This window comes from Arthrobacter sp. V1I7 (assembly GCF_030817015.1).
Classification (GTDB): domain Bacteria; phylum Actinomycetota; class Actinomycetes; order Actinomycetales; family Micrococcaceae; genus Arthrobacter.
Map to the genome: position 1 here is coordinate 4,735,387 of NZ_JAUSYS010000001.1, position 19,980 is coordinate 4,755,366.

The following is a 19,980-nucleotide window of genomic DNA, read 5'->3' on the forward strand; positions in this document are numbered from 1 at the left end:
ACCTGACAAAACTAGGAGAAACTCATGCTGTATCTGGTCCGCATGGAAGTTAGCATCCCGCTGGAGATGCCCAAAGAACGCGCCGATGCCATCAAAGCCGAGGAACGCGAATACTCCCAACAGCTCCAGCGCGACGGCCGCTGGGCGCAATTGTGGCGGGTGGTGGGGGAGTATTCCAACTACTCGGTCTTCGACGTCGCGGACAACGACGAGCTGCACACCCTGCTTGCCGGCCTGCCGCTCTTTCCGTACATGGACATCAAGGTCACGCCGCTGGCCAAGCACCCGTCCGCCATCGAATAGCCCGGCCCCGCCTCCAGCATTCATACCCAAAAACTTTCAATGAGCCGGAAACAGGTATTTCCCCTCGATCCATTCCGGGCCTACCGTTGAAACAGCACCGGATGTGATGCGCGGCACGACGCGCGGCGCAGCATGCCAGTCCGAAACCCACCGACAACCGCTTTTTACGATCGTTCTTTTTGACAAGGGAGTCACCATGACAATGGAAACCGAAGCCACTGCGGCCGCTTCTGGCGCGGGGGCCACCGCCCGCTTCCGCGAGAGCAAGCACCTTGCGGCCGGGACCAGCCAGGAGCGGGTCAGCACCCTCGCTGGCCGGGTCATCAAGGCGATCAACGACACTGTCCTGGACGAGAAGGTCACCTACAACGAGTACAACGCCTTCAAGGCGTGGCTCATCCAAGTCGGCGAGGACGGCGAATGGCCGCTGTTCCTCGACGTCTGGGTGGAGCATTCCGTCGAGGAGGTTGCCAACGCCAACCGGCACGGTTCCAAGGGAACCATCGAGGGCCCGTACTACATCCCGAACGCGCCCTCGCAGGACACCCCGGCCACCCTGCCGATGCGCGACGACGAACCCGGCACGCCGCTGCTGTTCCGGGGCCAGGTCACGAACGTCGCCGGCGAGCCGCTCGCAGGGGCACTGATCGAGCTGTGGCACGCCGATGACCTCGGCTTCTATTCCCAGTTCGCTCCCGGGCTGCCTGAATGGAACCTCCGCGGCTCCATCATCGCCGACGGCCACGGCAACTTCCAGATCAACACAATGCAGCCTGCGCCGTACCAGATCCCCACCGACGGCGCCTGCGGTGCCCTCATCGCCGCGGCCGGCTGGCACGCCTGGCGGCCGGCCCACTTGCACCTGAAGGTTTCGGCCCCGGAGCACCAGCTCATCACCACCCAGCTCTACTTCGAAGGCGACGAGCACGTCGCTGACGACATCGCCTCGGCTGTGAAGCCCGAACTCGTCCTTGCCCCCACAGAGCGCGCCGACGGCAAGGGCCGCGAAGTCACTTACGACTTCATTCTCGACCCCCAGGACTAATCCGCCCATCCAGGGCCCGGGGCACCCAAATGCCCCCGGGCCCGACCCGGCCGGGCCCTATCCAGACATCATCCCCACCACCCGCCGTGATGCCGCCTGTCCAAAATCAAGCCGCCGCACCGCGTGGATCCCGGATCAATCGGATCAGAACATCACACACACGAAAGTGAGTTACCGGTGACAAAACTCGCCTATAACGTCCAGGACGTTATCGACAACACGCCCATGGGATTCAAACGATGGTCCATCGTCGTCCTCTGCTTCGTGATCGCACTGCTGGACGGATTCGACACCCAGTCCATTGCATTCATCGGACCTGCGATCGCCGAAGACTTTGGCTTGCAGGCCACTGACATGACATGGGTGATCACCGCCAGCACAGTCGGCATGTGCGTGGGCGCGATGTCCCTTGGCGCTTTCGGGGACCGGATCGGCCGCAAGAAGACCATTCTGCTTGCACTGACCCTGTTCGGAGTGTTCTCCCTTGCCGGTGCTTTCGCTCAATCGCTGGAGCAGATTGTCATCCTGCGCTTCCTCATTGGCCTGGGAATGGGCGGGGCCACGCCAGCGCTGCTTGCCCTTACGGCGGAGTTCAGCCCCAAATCTCGCCGCGGCACGTTCATGACATTGGTGCTGCTGGGCCTGCCCGGCGGCGCGCTTCTCGGTGGGCTTATGGCCGCGGCATGGCTGCCCGTTATGGGCTGGCGCGGCATTTTCCTGATCGGCGGCGTGCTGCCGCTGGCCATGGTGTTGGTCTGCATCAGGATGCTCTCCGAATCGCCTGTTTTTCTGGCGGCCAAGGGCACGCCCACGGCCGACGCGCAGGCACGTCAGATCATGGCGACCGTCTCCGGCAGCCCGGTCAGCCCGGACGCCGTAATGGTGACAAATGACAAAATAGAGGCGCGCAGCTCCATCGCAGCACTTTTCTCCGCCAGGTACCGGATGGTCACCATCGCGGTCTTCGCCACGTACCTGCTCAACTGGATCGCCTGGTTCCTGCTGCTGCTTTGGATGCCCACCGCGCTCAAGATGTTGGGGCTGGCAGGCTCCCAGGCCGCGATGGGAACTGTTACCGTCAACGGCGCGTTCATCCTCTTCGCCATCCCTCTGTCCATCATCCTGCCCAAGGTCAACCCCAGGAAACTGCTGCTGGTCATGTTTGCTGCAGGGATCGTCATTGCGCTGGGCCTGGGGCTGGCCGGCTCCAACTTTGCGCTGGTCTTCGTGCTGATCGGCCTGGCCGGCTTCGGCATTGGCGGCCAGCAGTTGGCCCTGAATTACCTGATCGCTAACGCATACCCCACACAACTTCGTGCCACGGCCACCGGCTGGGGCATCGGAATAGGCCGCCTCGGTTCCATCGTGGGCTCTGCCCTTGGCGGGGTCATCCTCACGGGGCTGGGCGTCTCCGGTTACTTCATGGCCCTCGCCGTGCCGCTGGTTCTGGCCGCTCTGGCCACCCTGATGGTGCGAAGCACGGCAACCCAAGCCGAGATTGCACGGACGACGATGGCGCCATTGGAACGCGAAGCCATCAGCTAACGGGCACACAGAGACTACAGGCGGGGCCCGCGGCAGCGGTACGGACGGGTAATTCCCGGGACCCACTCCGATGCCGCGGGCACCTGCAAGGTTAACTGGCCCTAACCGGCCGAAAGATCCCAGGACGAAAGGAAGCACAGCCATGCGTTTTACTGACAAGGTTGTAGTGGTGACCGGCGCCGCCCAGGGGATTGGCGCCGTCGTCGCCCGTGCGATAGCCGCCGAAGGCGGCACCGTAGTGTTGGCGGACCGGTCAGGGCTGGTCGGTGAAGTGTGTGCGGAGCTTACGGCCAGCGATGTGCCTGCCCGGTATTTTCTTTGCGACCTGGAAACCCATGCGGGCGCCACGGACCTGATGGCCTACGCCGTGGCGGAGTTCGGACGGATCGACATCCTGATCAACAATGTTGGCGGTACGATCTGGGCAAAACCCTACGAGCACTACCAGGAGGAGGAGATCGAGGCTGAAGTGCGGCGCTCCCTGTTCCCCACCCTGTGGTGTTGTCGCGCCGTCCTGCCGCACATGATCGAACGGACGGCTGGGGTCATCGTCAACGTCTCCTCGATAGCCACCCGCAGCATCAATCGCGTGCCATACGCGGCGTCCAAGGGTGGGATTAACGCCCTGACCGCTTCACTGGCGTTCGAAGCCGCTTCAAACGGTATCCGCGTAGTGGCCACCGCCCCAGGCGGTACGGAAGCCCCGCCGAGGAAGGTTCCGCGCAACCCCAACACGCAGTCCGGCCAGGAAGAGCAGTGGTACCAGCAGATCGTAGACCAGACCACCGAAAGCACGCTGTTCAAGCGGTACGGCACGCTGGAAGAGCAGGCCGCTCCGATCTTGTTCATGGCCTCTGACGACGCCAGCTACATCACCGGCGTGGTGCTGCCGGTGGGCGGCGGGGACCTAGGGTAGCACCTTGTCGATCGACCAGATGGACGTGGCCCTGCACTTCGCCGGCCACGTCCTCGACGGGGAACCGGAATGGACCCTGCACGGCAACGCCCCCGTGCTCACGAAGAACGCCGACACCCTCCAATGCCGGCCGTGGAACACCTATGACGGCTCCGACCACCTCACGCGTGGAATTCATCGCCGCTGCGCCGAAGTCCTCCTCGGGAAAAATCCTGCGCCGGATGCTGAAGACCGCTGCGCCGACGGGCACCGGCAAGGCCTGAGGTGCCGGTCTCCTAGTCGGCGACGTCAGTCTTGGCGATGTAGACGTCGCAGGGTGCGTTGTGGGCCACGCTGTTCGCGACGCTCCCGAGCACCCTGCCGATCCCGCGCATCCGCCGGTTTCCGACCACGATCATCCGGGCACCCGAACGCTCGGCCTCGTTGATCAGGGCGTCGGCCGGCTTGCCCCGGGCGGCCGAATAGGTCACCGTGATCTCCGGTGTGCGGAGGCTCTCGGCGACGCTCCTGGCGACCTTCTCCGCGTCGCCGGCGTCGGAGACAATCCACTGGTCACTGCCGCTGCCGAAGACCTCGGTCCGGTCGCTGTCGAAGGCGCTGACCACGTGGAGGGTGGCCCCGAGCGTGAGGGCCAGATCCTTCGCGGTGCGGGCAGCCCGCAGGGCCGTTTCGCTGCCATCGACGCCGACAACAATAATTCCGGTCATAAAGTTCTCCTTGGGTCAACGATCATCTTCGGTCCTGCGCCAGTGATGCTTCAGGCTACAACGCCTCAATGGCTTCCCGCAGGACCGGCGCCAGCCGGCGGACACCCTCGCGGATGGATTCCGGCGGGACGGCACTGAAGGCCAGGCGGATCTTGTTGGACGGCTCGTCAGAATGCGTAAATGCGGCTCCGGGAATGAACACCACGCCGGCGTCGATGGCCTTTTTCAAGAGGGGGTAGCTGTCAACACCCTCGGGCAGGGTCACCCAGACAAAGAAGCCACCTTCCGGACGGGTCCAGCTCAACCCGGCCGGCATGAATTCCTCAAGGGCCGCCAGCATCGCATCACAGCGTTCTTTGTACAGTCCGCGGTAGGTTTCAATCTGCCCGCGCCAGTCATAGTCCCGCAGATAGGCGGAGACGAGCATCTGGTTCAGCGTGGGTGGGCAGAGCGTCACGGCTTCCGAGGCCAGGTAGTACCGGCGCTGGAGGTGGGCCGGCACCAGGGCCCAGCCGATCCGCAGCCCCGGGGCGAAGATCTTGGAGAAGGACCCCATGTAAATTACGTCGTCGGGGTTGGCGGCGCGCAGCGGTGTCAGCGGTTTGCCGTCGAAGCGGAGCAGGCCGTAGGGGTTGTCCTCCAGCACTAAAATATTGGCGTTACGGCAGATCTGCACGACCTGTTGCCGGCGGGCCTCGGACAAGGTGATTCCCGAGGGGTTGTTGAAGCTCGGAATCGTGTAGAGGAACTTGATGTTCTTGCCCGCCGTCTGCAGCGCGGTGATTCTGGCCTCGAGCAAATCCGGGATGATGCCGTCCTGGTCCATCGGTACGGTCGCGACTTCCACCTGGTAGGCCTCGAAGGTGTTCAGGGCGCCGACATAGGTGGGATCCTCGACGAGGACCACGTCCCCCGGGTTGCAGAACACCTTGGTTGCGACATCCTGGGCGGACTGGGAGCCGGCGGTGATCACGACGTTTTCGGGCTGGGCGTCCAGGATCCCCTCGGCCGCCATGACCTCGCAGATCTGGTTCCGGAGCTCCCCGGTGCCCTGCCCTCCGCCGTACTGCAGGGCGGTCATGCCCTGCTCGGCGATGATCTTCGCGGCGGTCTGCCCCAGCCGTTCCAGCGGGAGCGACCGCAGGTACGGGCTTCCGCCCGCCAGGGAGACGAGTCCGGGGCGCATCGAGATGTCAAAAACATCCCGGACCGCCGACTGCTTGATGTTTGCTGCGCGCTCCGAGAAAAGCTGCTCGTGGCGGTGGGCGGACGTAGCCGCACGTTCGATTGCGTCAATAGCCTCGGCCGGAAGGACTTCTGCGGCGGCATCCATTGTTTCGTGGGTCACACTGCCCAGACTACATCCCTTGTTGCTGGGAAGTAAACGTTTGTTCACCGTCGCCCGATGAAGATGGCCGTAAACAAGCTTCCCCCGGAGTCTGGGACTGCCGGGGGAAGCTTGCAACTCTTCGTAGTGAGCTAGGCAGCGGCAGCCGTGCGCGAGACTTCCAGCGCGTCGAAGACGCCCTTGATCTGCTCCACGACCTCGGCGTCGTCCTTCGGGTGCACCTCGGCGAAGCGGACCATCGAGCCCGGAACTGCGAGCTTTACGTCCTCGAGGACCTGGGCGCCGGCGATGCCGACGGCCTTGCGGGCTTCATCTTGGGCCCACACGCCGCCGAACTGGCCGAATGCGGTGCCGACGACGGCGGTCGGCTTGCCGCTGAGGGCGCCGGCGCCGAACGGGCGGGACAACCAGTCGATGGCGTTCTTGAGCGAGGCGGGCACGGTGCCGTTGTGCTCCGGGGTCACGAGGAGGAGGGTATCGGCGTCGTTGGCGGCGGCGCGCAGGGCCGCTGCCGCGGCCGGGACCTGCCCCTCGACGTCGATGTCCTCGTTGTAGAACGGGATGTTGCCGAGGCTGTCGTGGATGACAACCTCAACCTGCTCCGGCGCATTCAGCTGGATAGCCTCGGCCAGCTTCTGGTTGGTGGAATCGGCGCGGAGGCTGCCGACCAGGGTGAGGACAGTGTTCTTGGGCATGGGAACTCCTAGGTGTCGCGCCGCGGTCTTCCCGCGACTGGCTGATCGTCGAGGCTTTTGGGGCCTTCACCGTTCTAAACGGACTGAGGTCCGGTTAATATTCCCCCGGGCTACAATGAGCGTTGTGAGCTTAATCCCATTGCGGCCCGGCGCCCGGAACGGCGTGCTCCCGGTCGCGGCATCCGAACGAAGCGATGCTGCGCGGAACCGCGAGCTGCTCCTGCAGGCGGCCCGGGAGCTCATCGAGGAATGCGGCGTCGACGGGGTCACCATGGGCGCGCTCGCGCAGCGCGCCGGCGTCGGTAAGGGCACTGTGTTCCGGCGCTTCGGCAGCCGGGCCGGTCTCATGATGACTCTGCTCAGTGACGCCGAGGCCGGATTTCAGGGGCGGTTCATGTTCGGCCCGCCCCCGCTGGGCCCCGGCGCCCCTCCGCTGGAGCGGCTGGTGGCCTTCGGCGTCGAACGCATCGCCTGGGTGCTGGAGTACGGGGAACTGGCGCGGGCCGCCGATGTCTCCGCCTACAACCGCTTTGACGTGCCGGCCGCCGTACTCTGGCACCGGCATCTCGAAATGCTGCTGCGCGAAGCGGGGGTGACCACCGACCCATGGCTCATGGCCACCTCGTTGAGCGCAACCCTTGAGCCGGAACGCCTCCTGCACGCCGTGAGAGTGCACGGGATAGCCCCGGAGCGCCTCGCCGCGTCCTGGCGGGAACTTGTTTCGCGCCTGCTTGGAAAGGCGTAAAATGGCTCAGATTTCCCGCCGCCAAATCCAGTGCAGTGATGATTCATAACGATCTGGTGCTAGACCTGCCGTTGTGCCGCGAGGGCGCCCGAAGCGGCACCCTCGATGTGGTAGTTTCCTCTGGAATGTGATCCGCAACATAGTGCACCAGGACTGGCCGAGGCCTGGGGACCGGCCAGGCATCCGGCGGGCCATGATCCCGGATCAGCAGCGGAAACCACCTGCTGGAGGGGACCTATGGAAGGATTAACGTTGTGAACGTTGCTACGAATCCCGCGCACGGGCAGGCCGCACCGACCTGCCCAGTTTCCGGTCCTGCACAGACAACGGCGACTCGGAACTAGAGGCTAAATGCTCCGGTACCTGGCAAAACGAGCCGCCACCTACGTTTTCATGATTTTCCTGACCACATCGGCCGGGTACTTCCTGGCGGTCAGCACCTTGCAACCGGCCCTGTTGGAACAGGAACGCATCCCCCGCCCCACGCCGGAACAGGTGATCAATTCCTTCCGGCTCAGGGGCCTCGATCCGACCCTCAACCCCTGGGAACGGTACGTGGACTGGTTGGCCGGGATCGTCACCCGTTGGGACTGGGGGCGCAGCCCCAACGGCGCCTTTATCAATGCCGAGTTCGGCGACCGGGTCTGGATCTCAACCCGGCTCTTCCTGGCCTCGATCGTCCTGACCCTGATCATCGGCGTCGCCCTCGGGGTGTACACGGCGGCACGGCAATACAAGTTCTCGGACCGTGTCATCACCTCCTACAGCTACCTCGTGTACATCGTGCCGGCGCCGATCGCGTACTTCCTGGTCCAATTGGGCGCGATCAACATCAACGAGACGGTGGGCGAGCGGATATTCTTCGTCACCGGCATCTCCACTCCGGGCCTGGCGGGAGACGGCTGGGTCCAGTTCCTCGACATGCTCGCCCATTATGCGGTGCCGACCTTCGCGATCACGATCGTCGGCTGGGGCACCTACCAGATAGCCCAGCGCCAGTACCTGCTGGACAACGTCAACGCCGACTTTGTCCGCACCGCCCGGGCCAAGGGCCTGACCCGGAACCAGGCCATCACCCGCCACGCCCTGCGGGTTTCCTTCATCCCCGTGGCACAGAGCATCGCCTTCACCATCCCGGCCATCTTCGCCGGCGGCTTTTTCGCGGAGAAGATTTTCGCCTGGCACGGCGTCGGCTCCTGGTCCATCGACGCCATCGCCCTGCAGGACGTCAACGCCGCCACGGCGACCCTCGCCTACGGTTCCGTGATCTTCGCGATCGGTGCCATCCTGGCTGACTTCGCTACCACGCTGGTCGACCCGAGAGTACGGGTGCAGTAACCCATGACGAACCTGAACGCCATCGATCCGGCCGCCGTCGCTGCCGAGGCAAAAATCGAGAACAACGATGTGGTGATCGGCAAGGCCACCATCATCGCGCGGCGCTTCCTGCGCAACAAGACGGCCGTGGCCGGTCTCGTCATCTTTTTGGGGCTGACCGTCTTTTCCTTCATTGGCGGTTTCTTCTCCAGCTGGGACAAGGAGACCATCGACCCGTTCAACATCGGGATGCCGCCGTCGGCGGAGCACCCGCTGGGCACCTCCCAGGCCGGGATCGACCTCTACGCCCTGACCGTCGAAGGGACCCGGATCTCGATCCTGATCGGTCTCGTTGTGGGCCTGGTCTCGGTGCTGATCGCCGCCGTCTACGGCTGCACCATGGCCTACTTCGGCGGAAAAATCGACAAGGTCATGCTGTTCGTCCTCGAAGCCCTGATCATGATGCCAGCCCTGCTGGTGGTCGCCGTGGCCACGAGCGGCGGCGGCAATGGCCTCCAGCAGAACCTTCCCAGCTGGCTGTTGCTGATCATCGTCCTGCTGATCTTCAGCTGGATGGGCACCGCCCGCCTCATCCGGTCCCTCTCGATGTCCCTGATGCAGCGCGACTTCGTCAAGGCCGCCCAGTACATGGGCATCCCGCCGCGCCGCATCGTCTGGCGCCACCTCGTCCCCAACATCGGCTCGCTGCTGGTCCTGGACATCACCCGCGGCGTGACCGGAGCCATCCTGGCCGAAGTGGCGTTCTCCTTCATCGGCATCGGCATCAAGGTCCCGGACGTCAGCCTTGGCGTGCTGATCGGCCAGGCCACTTCCCAGGTCTCCACCTTCCCGTGGATGTTCTGGGTGCCGCTGGTCGTGATGTTCCTGCTGACCGGATCACTGGCCATGATGAACGACGGCCTCCGGGACGCATTCGATCCCAGTTCCAGCTCCATTGGCAGCGCCAACAGGAGCCGCGCCCGGACGGGCAAGACACAGGCGGGCAAGACACAGGCGGGCAAGACACAGGCGGGCAAGACACAGAAGACAGCAAAGAAGACCAGCAAATGAGCTTCGAAATCGCCGCCAACACCGAATCGAACGGTCCGAACACCGCCGAGCGACTGCATGTGGCGGGGCTGCACGCACCCACGGACGCCGTCCTGTCTGTCCGGAACCTCAACGTCCGCTTCAACACGGAGAACGGCGTGCTGCACGCGGTCCGCGGCGTCGACTTCGACCTCCTGCCCGGAAAGACGCTCGGGATCGTGGGCGAGTCCGGCTCCGGAAAATCGGTAACGGCCATGGCCATCATGGGCCTGCTGGCCCCGACGGCGGAGATCACCGGTTCGGTCCGGCTCAAGGGCAAGGAACTGCTGGGCCTCAGCGACAAGGCCATGTGTGCGTTCCGCGGCAACGACATCGCCATGGTCTTCCAGGATCCGCTGTCCTCCCTGACCCCGGTCTACACGGTCGGGGCCCAGATCATCGAGGCGCTCACGGTCCACAACCCCACCATGAGCAAGCAGGCCAAGGAGGCCCGCGCCGTCGAGCTGCTCGCGATGGTCGGCATCCCCAGCCCGAAGGACCGGCTGAAAGCCTTCCCGCACGAGTTTTCCGGCGGGATGCGCCAGCGCGTCATGATCGCGATCGCGATCGCCAACAATCCCCGGGTGCTCATCGCCGATGAGCCGACGACCGCCCTCGACGTCACCATCCAGGCCCAGGTGCTGGAGGTGCTGCACACCGCGCAGGAGGAAACCGGCGCCGCCGTCGTGATGATCACCCACGACCTCGGCGTGGTCGCAGGCATGGCGGACGACATCATGGTCATGTACGCGGGCAGGCCGGTGGAGACCGGCACTGTGGATGACATCTACTACAACCCGCGGATGCCGTACACCATGGGCCTGCTGGGTGCGGTGCCGCGTGTGGACATGGCGGAGAAGTCGTCGCTGGTGCCGATCGAGGGCACCCCGCCGAACCTGGTCCACGCTCCCACCGGGTGCTCTTTCGCCCCGCGCTGCCCCCTGGCCAGCGAGGCCTGCCTGAAAGGCGAGCCGGAGCTCTGGCCGGTCGGCGGAACGGGCGGGAACGGCGGCATGGAACATAAGGCCGCCTGCATCAAGACGGATTCGCTCGGCGCCGGGGTGGACGTTCACGAGATCTTCCGGGCCCCGGCCGTTCCGGTCTCGCGCTTCGATGCGGTCCCCCGCACCGAGCGCAAGGCCGTCCTGGAGCTCAAAGACGTGAAGAAGCACTTCCCGCTGACGAAGGGCGCGCTGATCAAGCGGCGGATCGGCACGGTGAAGGCCGTGGACGGTTTGAGCTTCGACATCCGCGAGGGCGAGTGCTTTTCCATCGTGGGCGAATCCGGCTGCGGCAAGACCACCACGCTGCTGGAAATCATGGAATTCCACAAGAACCAGGACGGCGAGGTGAGGATCGGCGGTCTCAGCAACAAGGAAGCCTCCGATTTCCGGACCCGCAGCGCCATGCGCAAGGAACTCCAGATGGTGTTCCAGGACCCCACCGGTGCCCTCGACCCGCGCTTCACGGTGTACGAGGTGCTGGCCGAACCGTTGGAAAACGCCGGAATGGCCAAGCCCGCCATTCGGAAGCGGATCCTGGAGCTGATGGAACTCGTGGGTCTGCAGCCTGACCACGTCAACCGCTTCCCCAACCAGTTCTCCGGCGGACAGCGCCAGCGCATCGGCATTGCCCGGGCCCTCGCCGTGAACCCCAGGCTGGTGGTGCTGGACGAGCCGGTTTCCGCCCTCGATGTGTCCGTGCAGGCCGGTGTCATCAACCTCCTGGACCAGCTCCGCGCCGAGCTCGGGCTGAGCTATCTGATGGTGGCGCACGATCTGTCCGTGGTGCGCCATATCTCCAACCGCGTCGCCGTGATGTACTTGGGCAAGATCGTGGAGATCGGGGAGGTAAACAGCGTCTTCGACAACCCGCGCCACCCCTACACGCGCGCACTGCTCTCCGCGATCCCGGTCCCGGACCCACGGCTGGAGCGCACCCGCGAACGTATCATCCTGCAGGGCGACCTGCCGTCGCCGCTCGATGCGCCCAAGGGCTGCAACTTCGCCAGCCGCTGCCCGGTGTTCGCGGCGCTGCCACCCGCGAAGCAGGAGAAGTGCCTGACCATCGAGCCGCGGCTGGAACCGGATGCGGCGGCGGCCGCCGGCACCACAGACCAGCAATTCGCCTGCTTCTACCCCGACGGCGAACTGGACGCGGACATGCTCGTTGTCCACGAACCCACCTGACTTACCGAACCACCACGCATCACAACTCGCAGCAGGAAATGAAGGGAACACCATGAAGAATCTGACCAAGATCGGCGGAGTTACCGCCGTCGTGGCAGCGCTCGCGCTCACCGCTTGCGGTGGCGGGGGCGGCGGTGCCCAGGGCCCGGAGGCCGGCAGGGGCCAGGATGCGGGCAGTGATCTGACCAAGCTCATCAGCATCAACGCCAAGGACGCCAAGGACCTGCAGCCGGGCGGAACTGTCACGCTGCCGCTGGGCAACATCGGGCCGGACTTCAACGGGTTCTCCAACAACGGCAACAGCGCGGACAACACCGCCCTGATGGTTCCGGTAAATCCGGTGGCCGTGAACGGTGGCGGCACCGGCGGCTGCTGGAAGCTCGACTTCGTGGGCAAGGCCACCCCGAACAAAGACTTCTGCGAGTCGGTGGACAGCAAGATCGCGGATGGCAAGCAGACCATCACCATCAAGGTCAATGACAAAGCCAGCTACAACGACGGCACGCCGATCGATGTGAAGGCCTTCCAGAACACCTGGAACGTGCTCAAGGGCGAAAACAAGGATTTCGACGTCGTCAGCTCCGGAGCCTACGAGTTTGTTGAGTCCGTAGAGGCCGGCAGCAGCGATAAGGAAGTCATCGTCAAGACCACCCAGCCGGTCTACCCGCTGGAATCGCTCTTCTTCGGTCTCGTTCACCCGGCCGTGAACACCCCCGAGATCTTCAACACCGGCTTCACGGGCGAGATGCACCCGGAGTGGATGGCCGGCCCCTTCAAGGTTGACCAGTACGACAGCGCCGCCAAGACGGTCACGCTCGTCCAGAACGAGAAGTGGTGGGGCACCAAGCCCGTCCTCGAGAAGGTTGTCTTCCGCCAGCTGGAGAGCAGCGCCGCCATCGCCGCTTTCAAGAACGGTGAGATCGACGGCGTTTCCGCCAACACCATCACGCCGTACAAGCAGCTCGAAGGCACCCAGGATTCGGAAATCCGCCGCGGCCAGCGTCTCTTCGCCGGCGGCCTGAACATCAATGCCCAGAAGGCGCCGATGAACGACGTCGCTATCCGGAAGGCCATCTTCACGGCGGTAGACCGCGAGGCCCTGCGCAAGGTCCGCTTCAACGGCTTGAACTGGGAAGAGCCCAGCTCCGGATCGATGATGCTGCTGCCGTTCTCCGAGTACTACCAGGACAACTACCCGGTGACCGAGAGCGGTGCCGATGCCGCCAAGAAGGTCCTGACCGACGCCGGCTACACGGCCAACGCCGCGGGCATCATGGAGAAGGACGGCGTCCCGGCCGCGTTCAAGATCAGCAACTTCGGTGACGACCCCACCACCCTGGCCTTTGCCCAGACGCTGCAGAACCAGCTCAAGGCCGGCGGCATGGACGTCGGAATCGACCAGCGCGCCTCGGCCGACTTCGGGAAGGTCCTGGGCAGCCGTGACTTCTTCCTGAGCATCTCCGGCTACACGGTCGGCTCTGACGCGACGGATGCGGTCAAGCAGTTCTACGATTCCAAGACCAACGAAAACGGGCTGGGCGACGCCGAACTGGATGCTGACATCGCCAGGCTGGCCTCGATCGAGGACAACGCCGAGCGGAACAAGGCGGCCATGGAAGTGGAAAAGAAGCACATGGCGAAGTACTTCTCCATGGGTGTCGTGATGAACGGACCGCAGATCTCCTTCGCCCGCACCGGTCTGGCCAACTACGGCCCGTCCCTGTTCCAGAGCCTGTCCCAGGTTCCGGACTGGACCACACTGGGCTGGGAAAAGAAGTAGTCCTCCCCGTTCGATCCGACGCTCCCTCACTTTTCGCAGCTTTCGGAGTGACGCTCCCTCAGCGGGTGAGGGAGCGTCGCTCAATTTTCTGCATTACGTGGGGGAGCGTCCGGGGTAGCGTATGAGCCATGACAACAGATTCCTCCCGGCCCATCCGAGTCGCCATTGCCGGCTTCGGTCTCTCCGGCAGCGTCTTCCACGCGCCGCTGATCGCGGCCGTCCCCGCCTTCTCCCTCGAGGTCATCTCCACGTCCGACGCCGGCCGCAAAGCCGCGGCGTCCGCGAGCTATCCCGCGGCCAGGATCGTCGACAGTCCGGCGGACATCCTCGAACTGGGCGGTGAACTGGACCTGCTGGTGCTCGGCACGCCGCCGGCCACGCACTACCCGCTCGCGAAGGCCGCGCTGGAAGCCGGGCTCGACGTCGTCGTGGACAAACCGTTCACGGTGCACAGCGCGGAGGGCGAGGAGCTGATTGCCCTGGCCGAACGGCTGGGCCGGGTATTGACCGTCTTCCAGAACCGGCGCTGGGACGGCGACTTCCTGACCGTCCGCGGCCTGGTGGGCAGCGGCGGCCTCGGTACCGTCTCGCGGTTCGAGTCACGCTTTGAGCGCTGGTCGCCTGCGGTCGCGAAGGCCTGGAAGGCGTCAGCGACGGCGGACGACGGCGGCGGCGTGCTGTTCGACCTCGGCACGCACCTGCTGGACCAGGCGCTTGAGCTGTTCGGACCGGCCGCGGTGGTCCACGCGGAACTCGACGCGCGGCGCCCGGGGGAGAAGGTCGATGACGACGTGTTCCTGACGCTGCGGCACGATTCCGGCGTCACCAGCCACCTGTGGATGAATATGCTGTGCGCCCAGCAGGGGCCGCGCTTCCGGCTGCTGGGCAGCGAGGGCGGCTACACCAAGCACGGCGTGGACCCGCAGGAACCGTACATTGTGGCCGGCGGCAGCCCGCTGGACGAGGAGTACGGCGTCGAGGACCCCGACTGGGCCGGATTGCTCGGGCGGGACGGCCACCTGGACCGCCTGCCCACCGACCGCGGCGCCTACCCGGAGTTCTACCGGATCCTGGCGGAAAAGATCAACGACGGCGGCGCGGCCTCGGGGCTGCCGCTCCCGGTGGATCCCGCGGGTCCGGTTGAGGTCCTGCGGCTGATCGAGCAGGCCCGGGCGCTGGCTTAAACAGCAAACGGCTGCTCCCCACCGGCCCCCTCGCCTCGCAAGCTCGGCCAGGGAACCCTGCCGGTGTGGGCCCAACCGCCCTTCCGGGTGTCCGGAAGGGCGGTTAGGGAGCAGCCGACGCGTAAGCCGGTGTCAGGCGGAGACCAGCTGGTGCCAGTCGGCCACGAGCGGCAGGTTGTGCGCCTCGGACACGGAGCGGTGGGCGACCTTGCCGGCGGCGATGTTCAGGCCGGCGGCCAGGGCGGCGTCGCGCTCGAACGCGGCGGAGACGCCGAGGTTGGCCAGCGCGACGGCGTACCGCAGGGTGACGTTGGTCAGCGCGTAGGTGGAGGTGTTCGGCACGGCGCCGGGCATGTTGGCAACGCAGTAGAAGATCGTGTTGTGGACCTTGTACGTCGGTTCCTGGTGCGTGGTCGGGTGCGTGTCCTCGAAGCAGCCGCCCTGGTCCACGGCGATGTCCACCAGCACGGAGCCCGGCTTCATCCGCGAGACGAGTTCGTTCGTGACGAGCTTCGGGGCCTTGGCGCCCGGGATCAGCACGGAGCCGATCACGAGGTCGGCGTCGACGACGGACTTCTCGATCTCGTAGGCGTTGGAGGCGACGGTCTTCAGGCGGCCCTGGTACTGGGCATCGAGTTCGCGGAGGCGGTTGATGTTGATGTCCAGGATGGTGACGTCGGCGCCGAGGCCCAGCGCCATCGCGGCGGCGTTGGTGCCGGCCACACCGGCGCCCAGGACGACGACCTTGGCCGGGCGGACCCCCGGGACGCCGCCGAGCAGCACTCCTTTGCCGCCGGCCGGAGCCATCAGCGAGGTCGCGCCGACCTGGACGGACAGGCGGCCGGCGACCTCGGACATCGGGGCCAGCAGCGGCAGCGTGCGGCCCTCCTGGACGGTCTCGTAGGCGATGGCGGTGACGCCGCTGTTGATGAGCTCCTGGGTCAGTTCCGGCTCGGCGGCCAGGTGCAGGTAGGTGAAGAGGATCAGGCCCTTGCGGAAGCGGTGGTATTCGGCCTTGACCGGCTCCTTGACCTTCAGGACCATGTCGGCGCGGGCCCAGACGTCATCGGCGTCGACGACGATTTCGGCGCCGGCGATGGCGTATTCCTCGTCCGTGATCCCCGAGCCCAGGCCGGCGCCGCGCTCCACCAGGACCGGGTGGCCGTGGGTGCGGAACTCGTGGACGCCGGCAGCGGTGATGGCGACGCGGAATTCGTTGTTCTTGATCTCTTTGGGGACACCGATGATCATTTGGGCTCCAGTGCTGGTGGCCTTTGCGGCCGGATGTGCGGGGGGAAGTCGTATCTCCAGAATAAATCCCGCTGTGAGGCAGCCGACAGCGCCGGGATACCGCCGTCGCACCCGTTCCGCGGATTTCCACGGTTCCTGGAAGCAGTCGATAGACAATTGTCGAGTCCGGGAGCGTCAGGTGTCGCCTGCTGTCCGTCCGGCCAGTAGTCTGGCAGGATGCAGCAGCAGGACGTGGAACAGCTCGTGGAGCAGGTGGCGCTGAAGCTGGGCCGGGGCCTCTCGCTCGAAGACCTGGACGGGGTCCTGCTCGCGTACAGCTCCAACCAGTCGCATGCGGACCGGGTGCGGGTGAACTTCCTGCTCAGCAAGCGGGTGCCGATGGATGTCAGCGCCTGGCAGCTCTCGCATGGGATCGCCACGGCGGTGCGCCCCGTCGTCGTGCCGGCGAACGAGGAGCTGGGCATGCTCGGCCGGGTCTGCGTCCCGCTGCTGGTACGGGGTTTCCGGGTGGGCTACCTGTGGGTCCAGCTCGACGCCGAAGAGCCCAATGCGACGTCGGTGCTCGCCCACCTGCCCGACGTGGCCCGCGAAGTGGAGCAGCTCTCCGCCTTGCTGCTGGATTCCAATACTGCCGAATCGGAGTTCCGCCGTCGCCGCGAGCAGGAATTTCTCGCCGCCTGCCGGAGCGAGTTCAACGCGGTCGCCGCCGTGGCCGGTTGGAAGGAAGTGCAGGGACGCGGGCCCTGGCAGCTGGTGACAGTGCTCGACGCCGACGGCTGGGCCGAGGGATCGGATCCCATCGCCGCCACCCTGATCCACCGCTCCGCCGCGCTGCAGGCCACGATCGGCGTGGACGCGGCCCTGTTCAGCGCCGGCACCGAAACCCACGCCGTGGTGCTGTTCCAGGAATCCACCGGCCGGGCGGACCACGCCCAGGTCCTGGTCCATTACCAGCTGGAGCTGGCCAAACGCTCCGGACGGCCAGTCCGCCGGATCATCCTCGGCACGTCGGAGGGCTTCGCCAAACCGCGTGAACTGGCCGAGGCGTACCGGCAGTCCCGCCAGGCGGCGCAGGCCGCGGCGGTGGACCCCCAGCTGGGCGAACTTGTCGATTCCCGGGCCACCGGGCTCTACCAGCTGCTGGCCTCCGCCGGCGGTGGTGCAGGGGCCTGGGCGGATTCGGGCTCGGTCTATTTCCGGCTCCTGGAGGACCAGGACCGGAACGGGGAACTCCTGCCCGTACTCGAGCTGTTCTACGACAACGACGGCTCGGTCCAGGAGGTGGCCGACAAGCTGCACCTGCACCGGAGCAGCATCTACAACCGGCTCGGCCGGATCCGGCAGCTCCTGGGCGTGGATCCGCTCAAGGGGATGGTGCGGCTGGAACTCCACGCGGCGCTCAAGGCGCGGCGCTGGGCGGCACGGCCCAGAATCTAGCGGGCCGGAAGCCAGCCGAGGCCGTCCCGTGTGGGGCTGTCGGGTGAGCACCAAGGCGGCAATGCCAGCCACGATGTGCCACCCTCTGAACTTACCCGAGATTCAAGCGTAACCCCGGCCTTCTCCGCGTTTCCGCGCAGGGCCGGGATCGTTGCTTGAGCCTGATCGCGGCTTCACGAACCATCCGCGGCACCGTCATGCCCGGCGCCCGGGGCTCCGTCGGCAGTACTGTTCTTTTTCTGCGTTTCGAGCCAGGCCATGATGTCCGCCAGCCTGATGCGGCGGTGAGTGCCCCGGTATTCCACCGGGATTTCGCCCCGGTCCGTCATGTTCCGCAGGTAGGTGTGCGAGATGCCGGCCAGCTCCGCCGCCTTCGAGGTGGTGAGCATTTCCTCGACGCTGCTGACCGTGACCGCCTCGCCCCGGCTGAACCGGCTGAGCAGATCGACGACGGCGTCCCGCGCCTCCGGCGGCAGCCGATGTACCGTGCCGTCCACGAAAACGGTGATGTCGTCACTGCCGTTCAGGGCGTACTTCAGTTTCTGCGCGTCCTCGGCCGGAAGGCCGGCCGTCACCCGGGGGGCTATCTGTGCCATGGAGTGCATCCTAGCGCCCCGGGTGGAGGCTCGCGCTGCCGCTGCTGACTCCGGCGCTACAGCCCGAGCTCCTCAAGCACCGGCAGCTTCTCCCGGACCCATGCCCGTGCCTCGGTCGCGCTCGGCGCGGAGAGGGCCAACTTGGCAAGCTCCTGCGCCTCGGCGAGCGTGACGGTCTTGAGCACTGCGGCCACGGCCGTGATCGACCGTGCCGTCATGGACAGCGTGCTGACGCCGAGTCCGGTGAGGACGACGGCGAGGGCGGGGTCCGCCGCGGCCTCGCCGCAGACACCCACCGGCTTGTTGTGGCCCTCAGCGACGGAGCCCTCGACCGTCAGGCCGACCAGCCGGAGCACGGCGGGCTGCCACGGGGTGTTCAAGGCCGCGAGCGGGCCGAGCTGGCGGTCCGCCGCCATGGCGTACTGCGTGAGGTCGTTGGTGCCCAGGCTGGCGAAGCCGACCTCGCGGAGGATGGCCTCGGCGGTCAGGGCCGCGGAGGGGACCTCCACCATGACGCCAGGGGTTTTGATCCCGGCCTCGGCGCACATACTGGCGAACCGGGCGGCTTCCTCGGCCGTGGAAATCATCGGCGCCATGACCCAGACGTCGGCCTCGGATTCCTGCTCCGCCCGGGCGATTGCCTGCAGCTGGCGCTCCAGCACACCTGGCGTGGTGAAGTCGGTCCGGTAGCCGCGAACGCCGAGGGCCGGGTTCGGCTCGGTGGCGTCGGACAGGAAAGGCAGGGGCTTGTCGGCTCCGGCGTCGAGGGTCCGGAGCACCACCTTTTTTCCCGGGAAGGCGTCGAAGACGCCCTTGTAGGCGACCGCCTGCTCGTCCACCGTGGGTTCGGTGTCGCGTTCCAGGAAGCAGAACTCGGTCCGGAAGAGGCCCACGCCCTGGGCGTTGAGCGCGGCGGCGGCGACGGCGTCCTTGGCTCCGCCGACATTGGCGAGGAGTGGCACGAGGTGACCGTCCGCCGTCGCGCCCGTGCCGTCAAAGTCGGCCAGCAGCGAGGCGGTGACTGCCCAATGGGCCGCGGCCGCGCGTTCGGATTCGCCCGGGTCAACGGTGATGAGGCCGGCGGCGCCGTCCACGTAGACTTCGGTTCCGTCGGGGAGCTCATCGACGCCGATGGCGGCGACGACGGCGGGCAGGCCCAGGGAGCGGGCAATGATGGCGGTGTGCGACTGCGGCCCGCCGCCGGCCGTGAGCAACGCCAGGACCTTCTCCGGGTCCAGCGTCGCGGTGTCTGCGGGCGCGAGGTCCTCGGCGATCAGGATGAACGGCGTGGCGGACGTGGGGATGCCGGGTGCGGGCACTCCCCGCAGTTCGGCCACGATCCGGGCGCGGACGTCCAGGACGTCGGTGGCGCGCTCGGCCATGTAGCCGCCCAGGTTGTGCAGCATCTCCGAGACGGAGGCGCCGGCCTCCCAGATGGCCCGCTGGCTGGAGGTCCCGCGGCCGATCAGCTTGGCGGCGCTCTTCAGGAGCATGGTGTCCGTGGCCATGAGTGCCGTCGCCTCCAGGACTGCCTTCCCGTCGCCGCTGACAGTCTCGGACCGGGCTTTGAGCTCGTCGTGGACTGCTTTAGCGGCCGCTTTCAGCGCCGCGGTCGCTTCCTCCGCCGTGCTACCGGCCGGCAGTTGCTCGCCCGCAGGGGGTTCGCTGATGGGTTTGGGCATCTGGCGGATGGTGCCGATGATGCGGCCGGGGCTGACGCCCACGCCTGGGAAGTTCTGCACTGAAGGTCCTCATTCTCTGCCGTGGCCGGGGGCCGGTTCAGGCGCCGCCGCTGATCCGGTAGGTCCTGTGTGCAAGCGGCTGACGGCTACG

At 66.1% G+C, this 19,980-nt stretch carries 17 protein-coding genes; 11 read left to right on the forward strand and 6 right to left on the reverse strand.

Annotated features, from left to right (window positions below; all coding sequences use genetic code 11):
- The first annotated feature begins 24 nt into the window (after positions 1-24).
- From catC to QFZ69_RS21895, 4 genes are all read left to right on the forward strand, one after another.
- Complete coding sequence (gene catC, locus QFZ69_RS21880) at positions 25-303, forward strand: muconolactone Delta-isomerase (protein ID WP_306914501.1); 279 nt, start codon at positions 25-27, stop codon at positions 301-303.
- 196 nt (positions 304-499) lie between these two features.
- The gene (gene catA, locus QFZ69_RS21885; protein ID WP_306914503.1) at positions 500-1,348 is read left to right on the forward strand and encodes a catechol 1,2-dioxygenase; all 849 of its coding nucleotides are present in this window, start codon (positions 500-502) and stop codon (positions 1,346-1,348) included.
- 177 nt (positions 1,349-1,525) lie between these two features.
- Entirely contained in the window at positions 1,526-2,893 is a 1,368-nt protein-coding gene (locus QFZ69_RS21890; protein ID WP_306914504.1) for an MFS transporter, read from the forward strand.
- A 142-nt stretch (positions 2,894-3,035) separates the two neighbouring features.
- A complete protein-coding gene (locus tag QFZ69_RS21895) occupies positions 3,036-3,809 on the forward strand; it encodes a 1,6-dihydroxycyclohexa-2,4-diene-1-carboxylate dehydrogenase (RefSeq protein ID WP_306914505.1) in 774 nt (257 codons plus the stop codon).
- Positions 3,810-4,084: 275 nt separating this feature from the next.
- Here the strand turns inward: QFZ69_RS21895 and QFZ69_RS21900 are convergent, their stop codons facing one another.
- The 3 genes from QFZ69_RS21900 to QFZ69_RS21910 all read right to left on the reverse strand — a co-directional run bounded on the left by QFZ69_RS21900 (position 4,085) and on the right by QFZ69_RS21910 (position 6,559).
- The gene (locus QFZ69_RS21900) at positions 4,085-4,516 is read right to left on the reverse strand and encodes a universal stress protein (protein ID WP_306914507.1); all 432 of its coding nucleotides are present in this window, start codon (positions 4,514-4,516) and stop codon (positions 4,085-4,087) included.
- A gap of 55 nt (positions 4,517-4,571) precedes the next feature.
- Entirely contained in the window at positions 4,572-5,864 is a 1,293-nt protein-coding gene (locus tag QFZ69_RS21905; protein ID WP_306914509.1) for a PLP-dependent aminotransferase family protein, read from the reverse strand.
- Between the two features lie 131 nt (positions 5,865-5,995).
- Positions 5,996-6,559: an NAD(P)H-dependent oxidoreductase gene (locus QFZ69_RS21910; protein WP_306914511.1), complete on the reverse strand. Its 564-nt coding sequence runs from the start codon at positions 6,557-6,559 to the stop codon at positions 5,996-5,998.
- Between the two features lie 124 nt (positions 6,560-6,683).
- Here QFZ69_RS21910 and QFZ69_RS21915 point away from each other — a divergent pair, with 124 nt between their 5' ends.
- The 6 genes from QFZ69_RS21915 to QFZ69_RS21940 all read left to right on the forward strand — a co-directional run bounded on the left by QFZ69_RS21915 (position 6,684) and on the right by QFZ69_RS21940 (position 14,863).
- Positions 6,684-7,304, forward strand: coding sequence for a TetR/AcrR family transcriptional regulator (locus tag QFZ69_RS21915; protein WP_307000435.1), 621 nt, complete (start codon positions 6,684-6,686; stop codon positions 7,302-7,304).
- Positions 7,305-7,655: 351 nt separating this feature from the next.
- Entirely contained in the window at positions 7,656-8,642 is a 987-nt protein-coding gene (locus QFZ69_RS21920; RefSeq protein WP_306914512.1) for an ABC transporter permease, read from the forward strand.
- A gap of 3 nt (positions 8,643-8,645) precedes the next feature.
- Positions 8,646-9,692, forward strand: a complete 1,047-nt coding sequence (locus QFZ69_RS21925; protein WP_306914513.1) for an ABC transporter permease — start codon at positions 8,646-8,648, stop codon at positions 9,690-9,692.
- The gene (locus tag QFZ69_RS21930; protein WP_306914515.1) at positions 9,689-11,899 is read left to right on the forward strand and encodes an ABC transporter ATP-binding protein; all 2,211 of its coding nucleotides are present in this window, start codon (positions 9,689-9,691) and stop codon (positions 11,897-11,899) included. The genes QFZ69_RS21925 and QFZ69_RS21930 overlap by 4 nt, the downstream gene beginning before the upstream one ends.
- A gap of 52 nt (positions 11,900-11,951) precedes the next feature.
- Positions 11,952-13,679, forward strand: a complete 1,728-nt coding sequence (locus QFZ69_RS21935; RefSeq protein ID WP_306914517.1) for an ABC transporter family substrate-binding protein — start codon at positions 11,952-11,954, stop codon at positions 13,677-13,679.
- 128 nt (positions 13,680-13,807) lie between these two features.
- On the forward strand, positions 13,808-14,863 hold the full coding sequence (locus QFZ69_RS21940; protein WP_306914519.1) for a Gfo/Idh/MocA family oxidoreductase: 1,056 nt from the start codon (positions 13,808-13,810) through the stop codon (positions 14,861-14,863).
- Between the two features lie 132 nt (positions 14,864-14,995).
- Here QFZ69_RS21940 and ald read toward each other — a convergent pair whose 3' ends face one another.
- A complete protein-coding gene (gene ald / locus QFZ69_RS21945; protein WP_306914521.1) occupies positions 14,996-16,114 on the reverse strand; it encodes an alanine dehydrogenase in 1,119 nt (372 codons plus the stop codon).
- 216 nt (positions 16,115-16,330) lie between these two features.
- On the opposite strand from ald, the gene QFZ69_RS21950 reads away from it, so the two are divergent.
- The gene (locus tag QFZ69_RS21950; protein ID WP_306914523.1) at positions 16,331-17,551 is read left to right on the forward strand and encodes a CdaR family transcriptional regulator; all 1,221 of its coding nucleotides are present in this window, start codon (positions 16,331-16,333) and stop codon (positions 17,549-17,551) included.
- 173 nt (positions 17,552-17,724) lie between these two features.
- On the opposite strand, the gene QFZ69_RS21955 is transcribed toward QFZ69_RS21950, so the two are convergent.
- Together QFZ69_RS21955 and ptsP are read right to left on the reverse strand one after the other, a co-directional pair.
- On the reverse strand, positions 17,725-18,147 hold the full coding sequence (locus QFZ69_RS21955) for a helix-turn-helix domain-containing protein (RefSeq protein WP_306914524.1): 423 nt from the start codon (positions 18,145-18,147) through the stop codon (positions 17,725-17,727).
- A gap of 56 nt (positions 18,148-18,203) precedes the next feature.
- A complete protein-coding gene (gene ptsP, locus QFZ69_RS21960) occupies positions 18,204-19,889 on the reverse strand; it encodes a phosphoenolpyruvate--protein phosphotransferase (protein ID WP_306914527.1) in 1,686 nt (561 codons plus the stop codon).
- Positions 19,890-19,980: the final 91 nt, after the last annotated feature.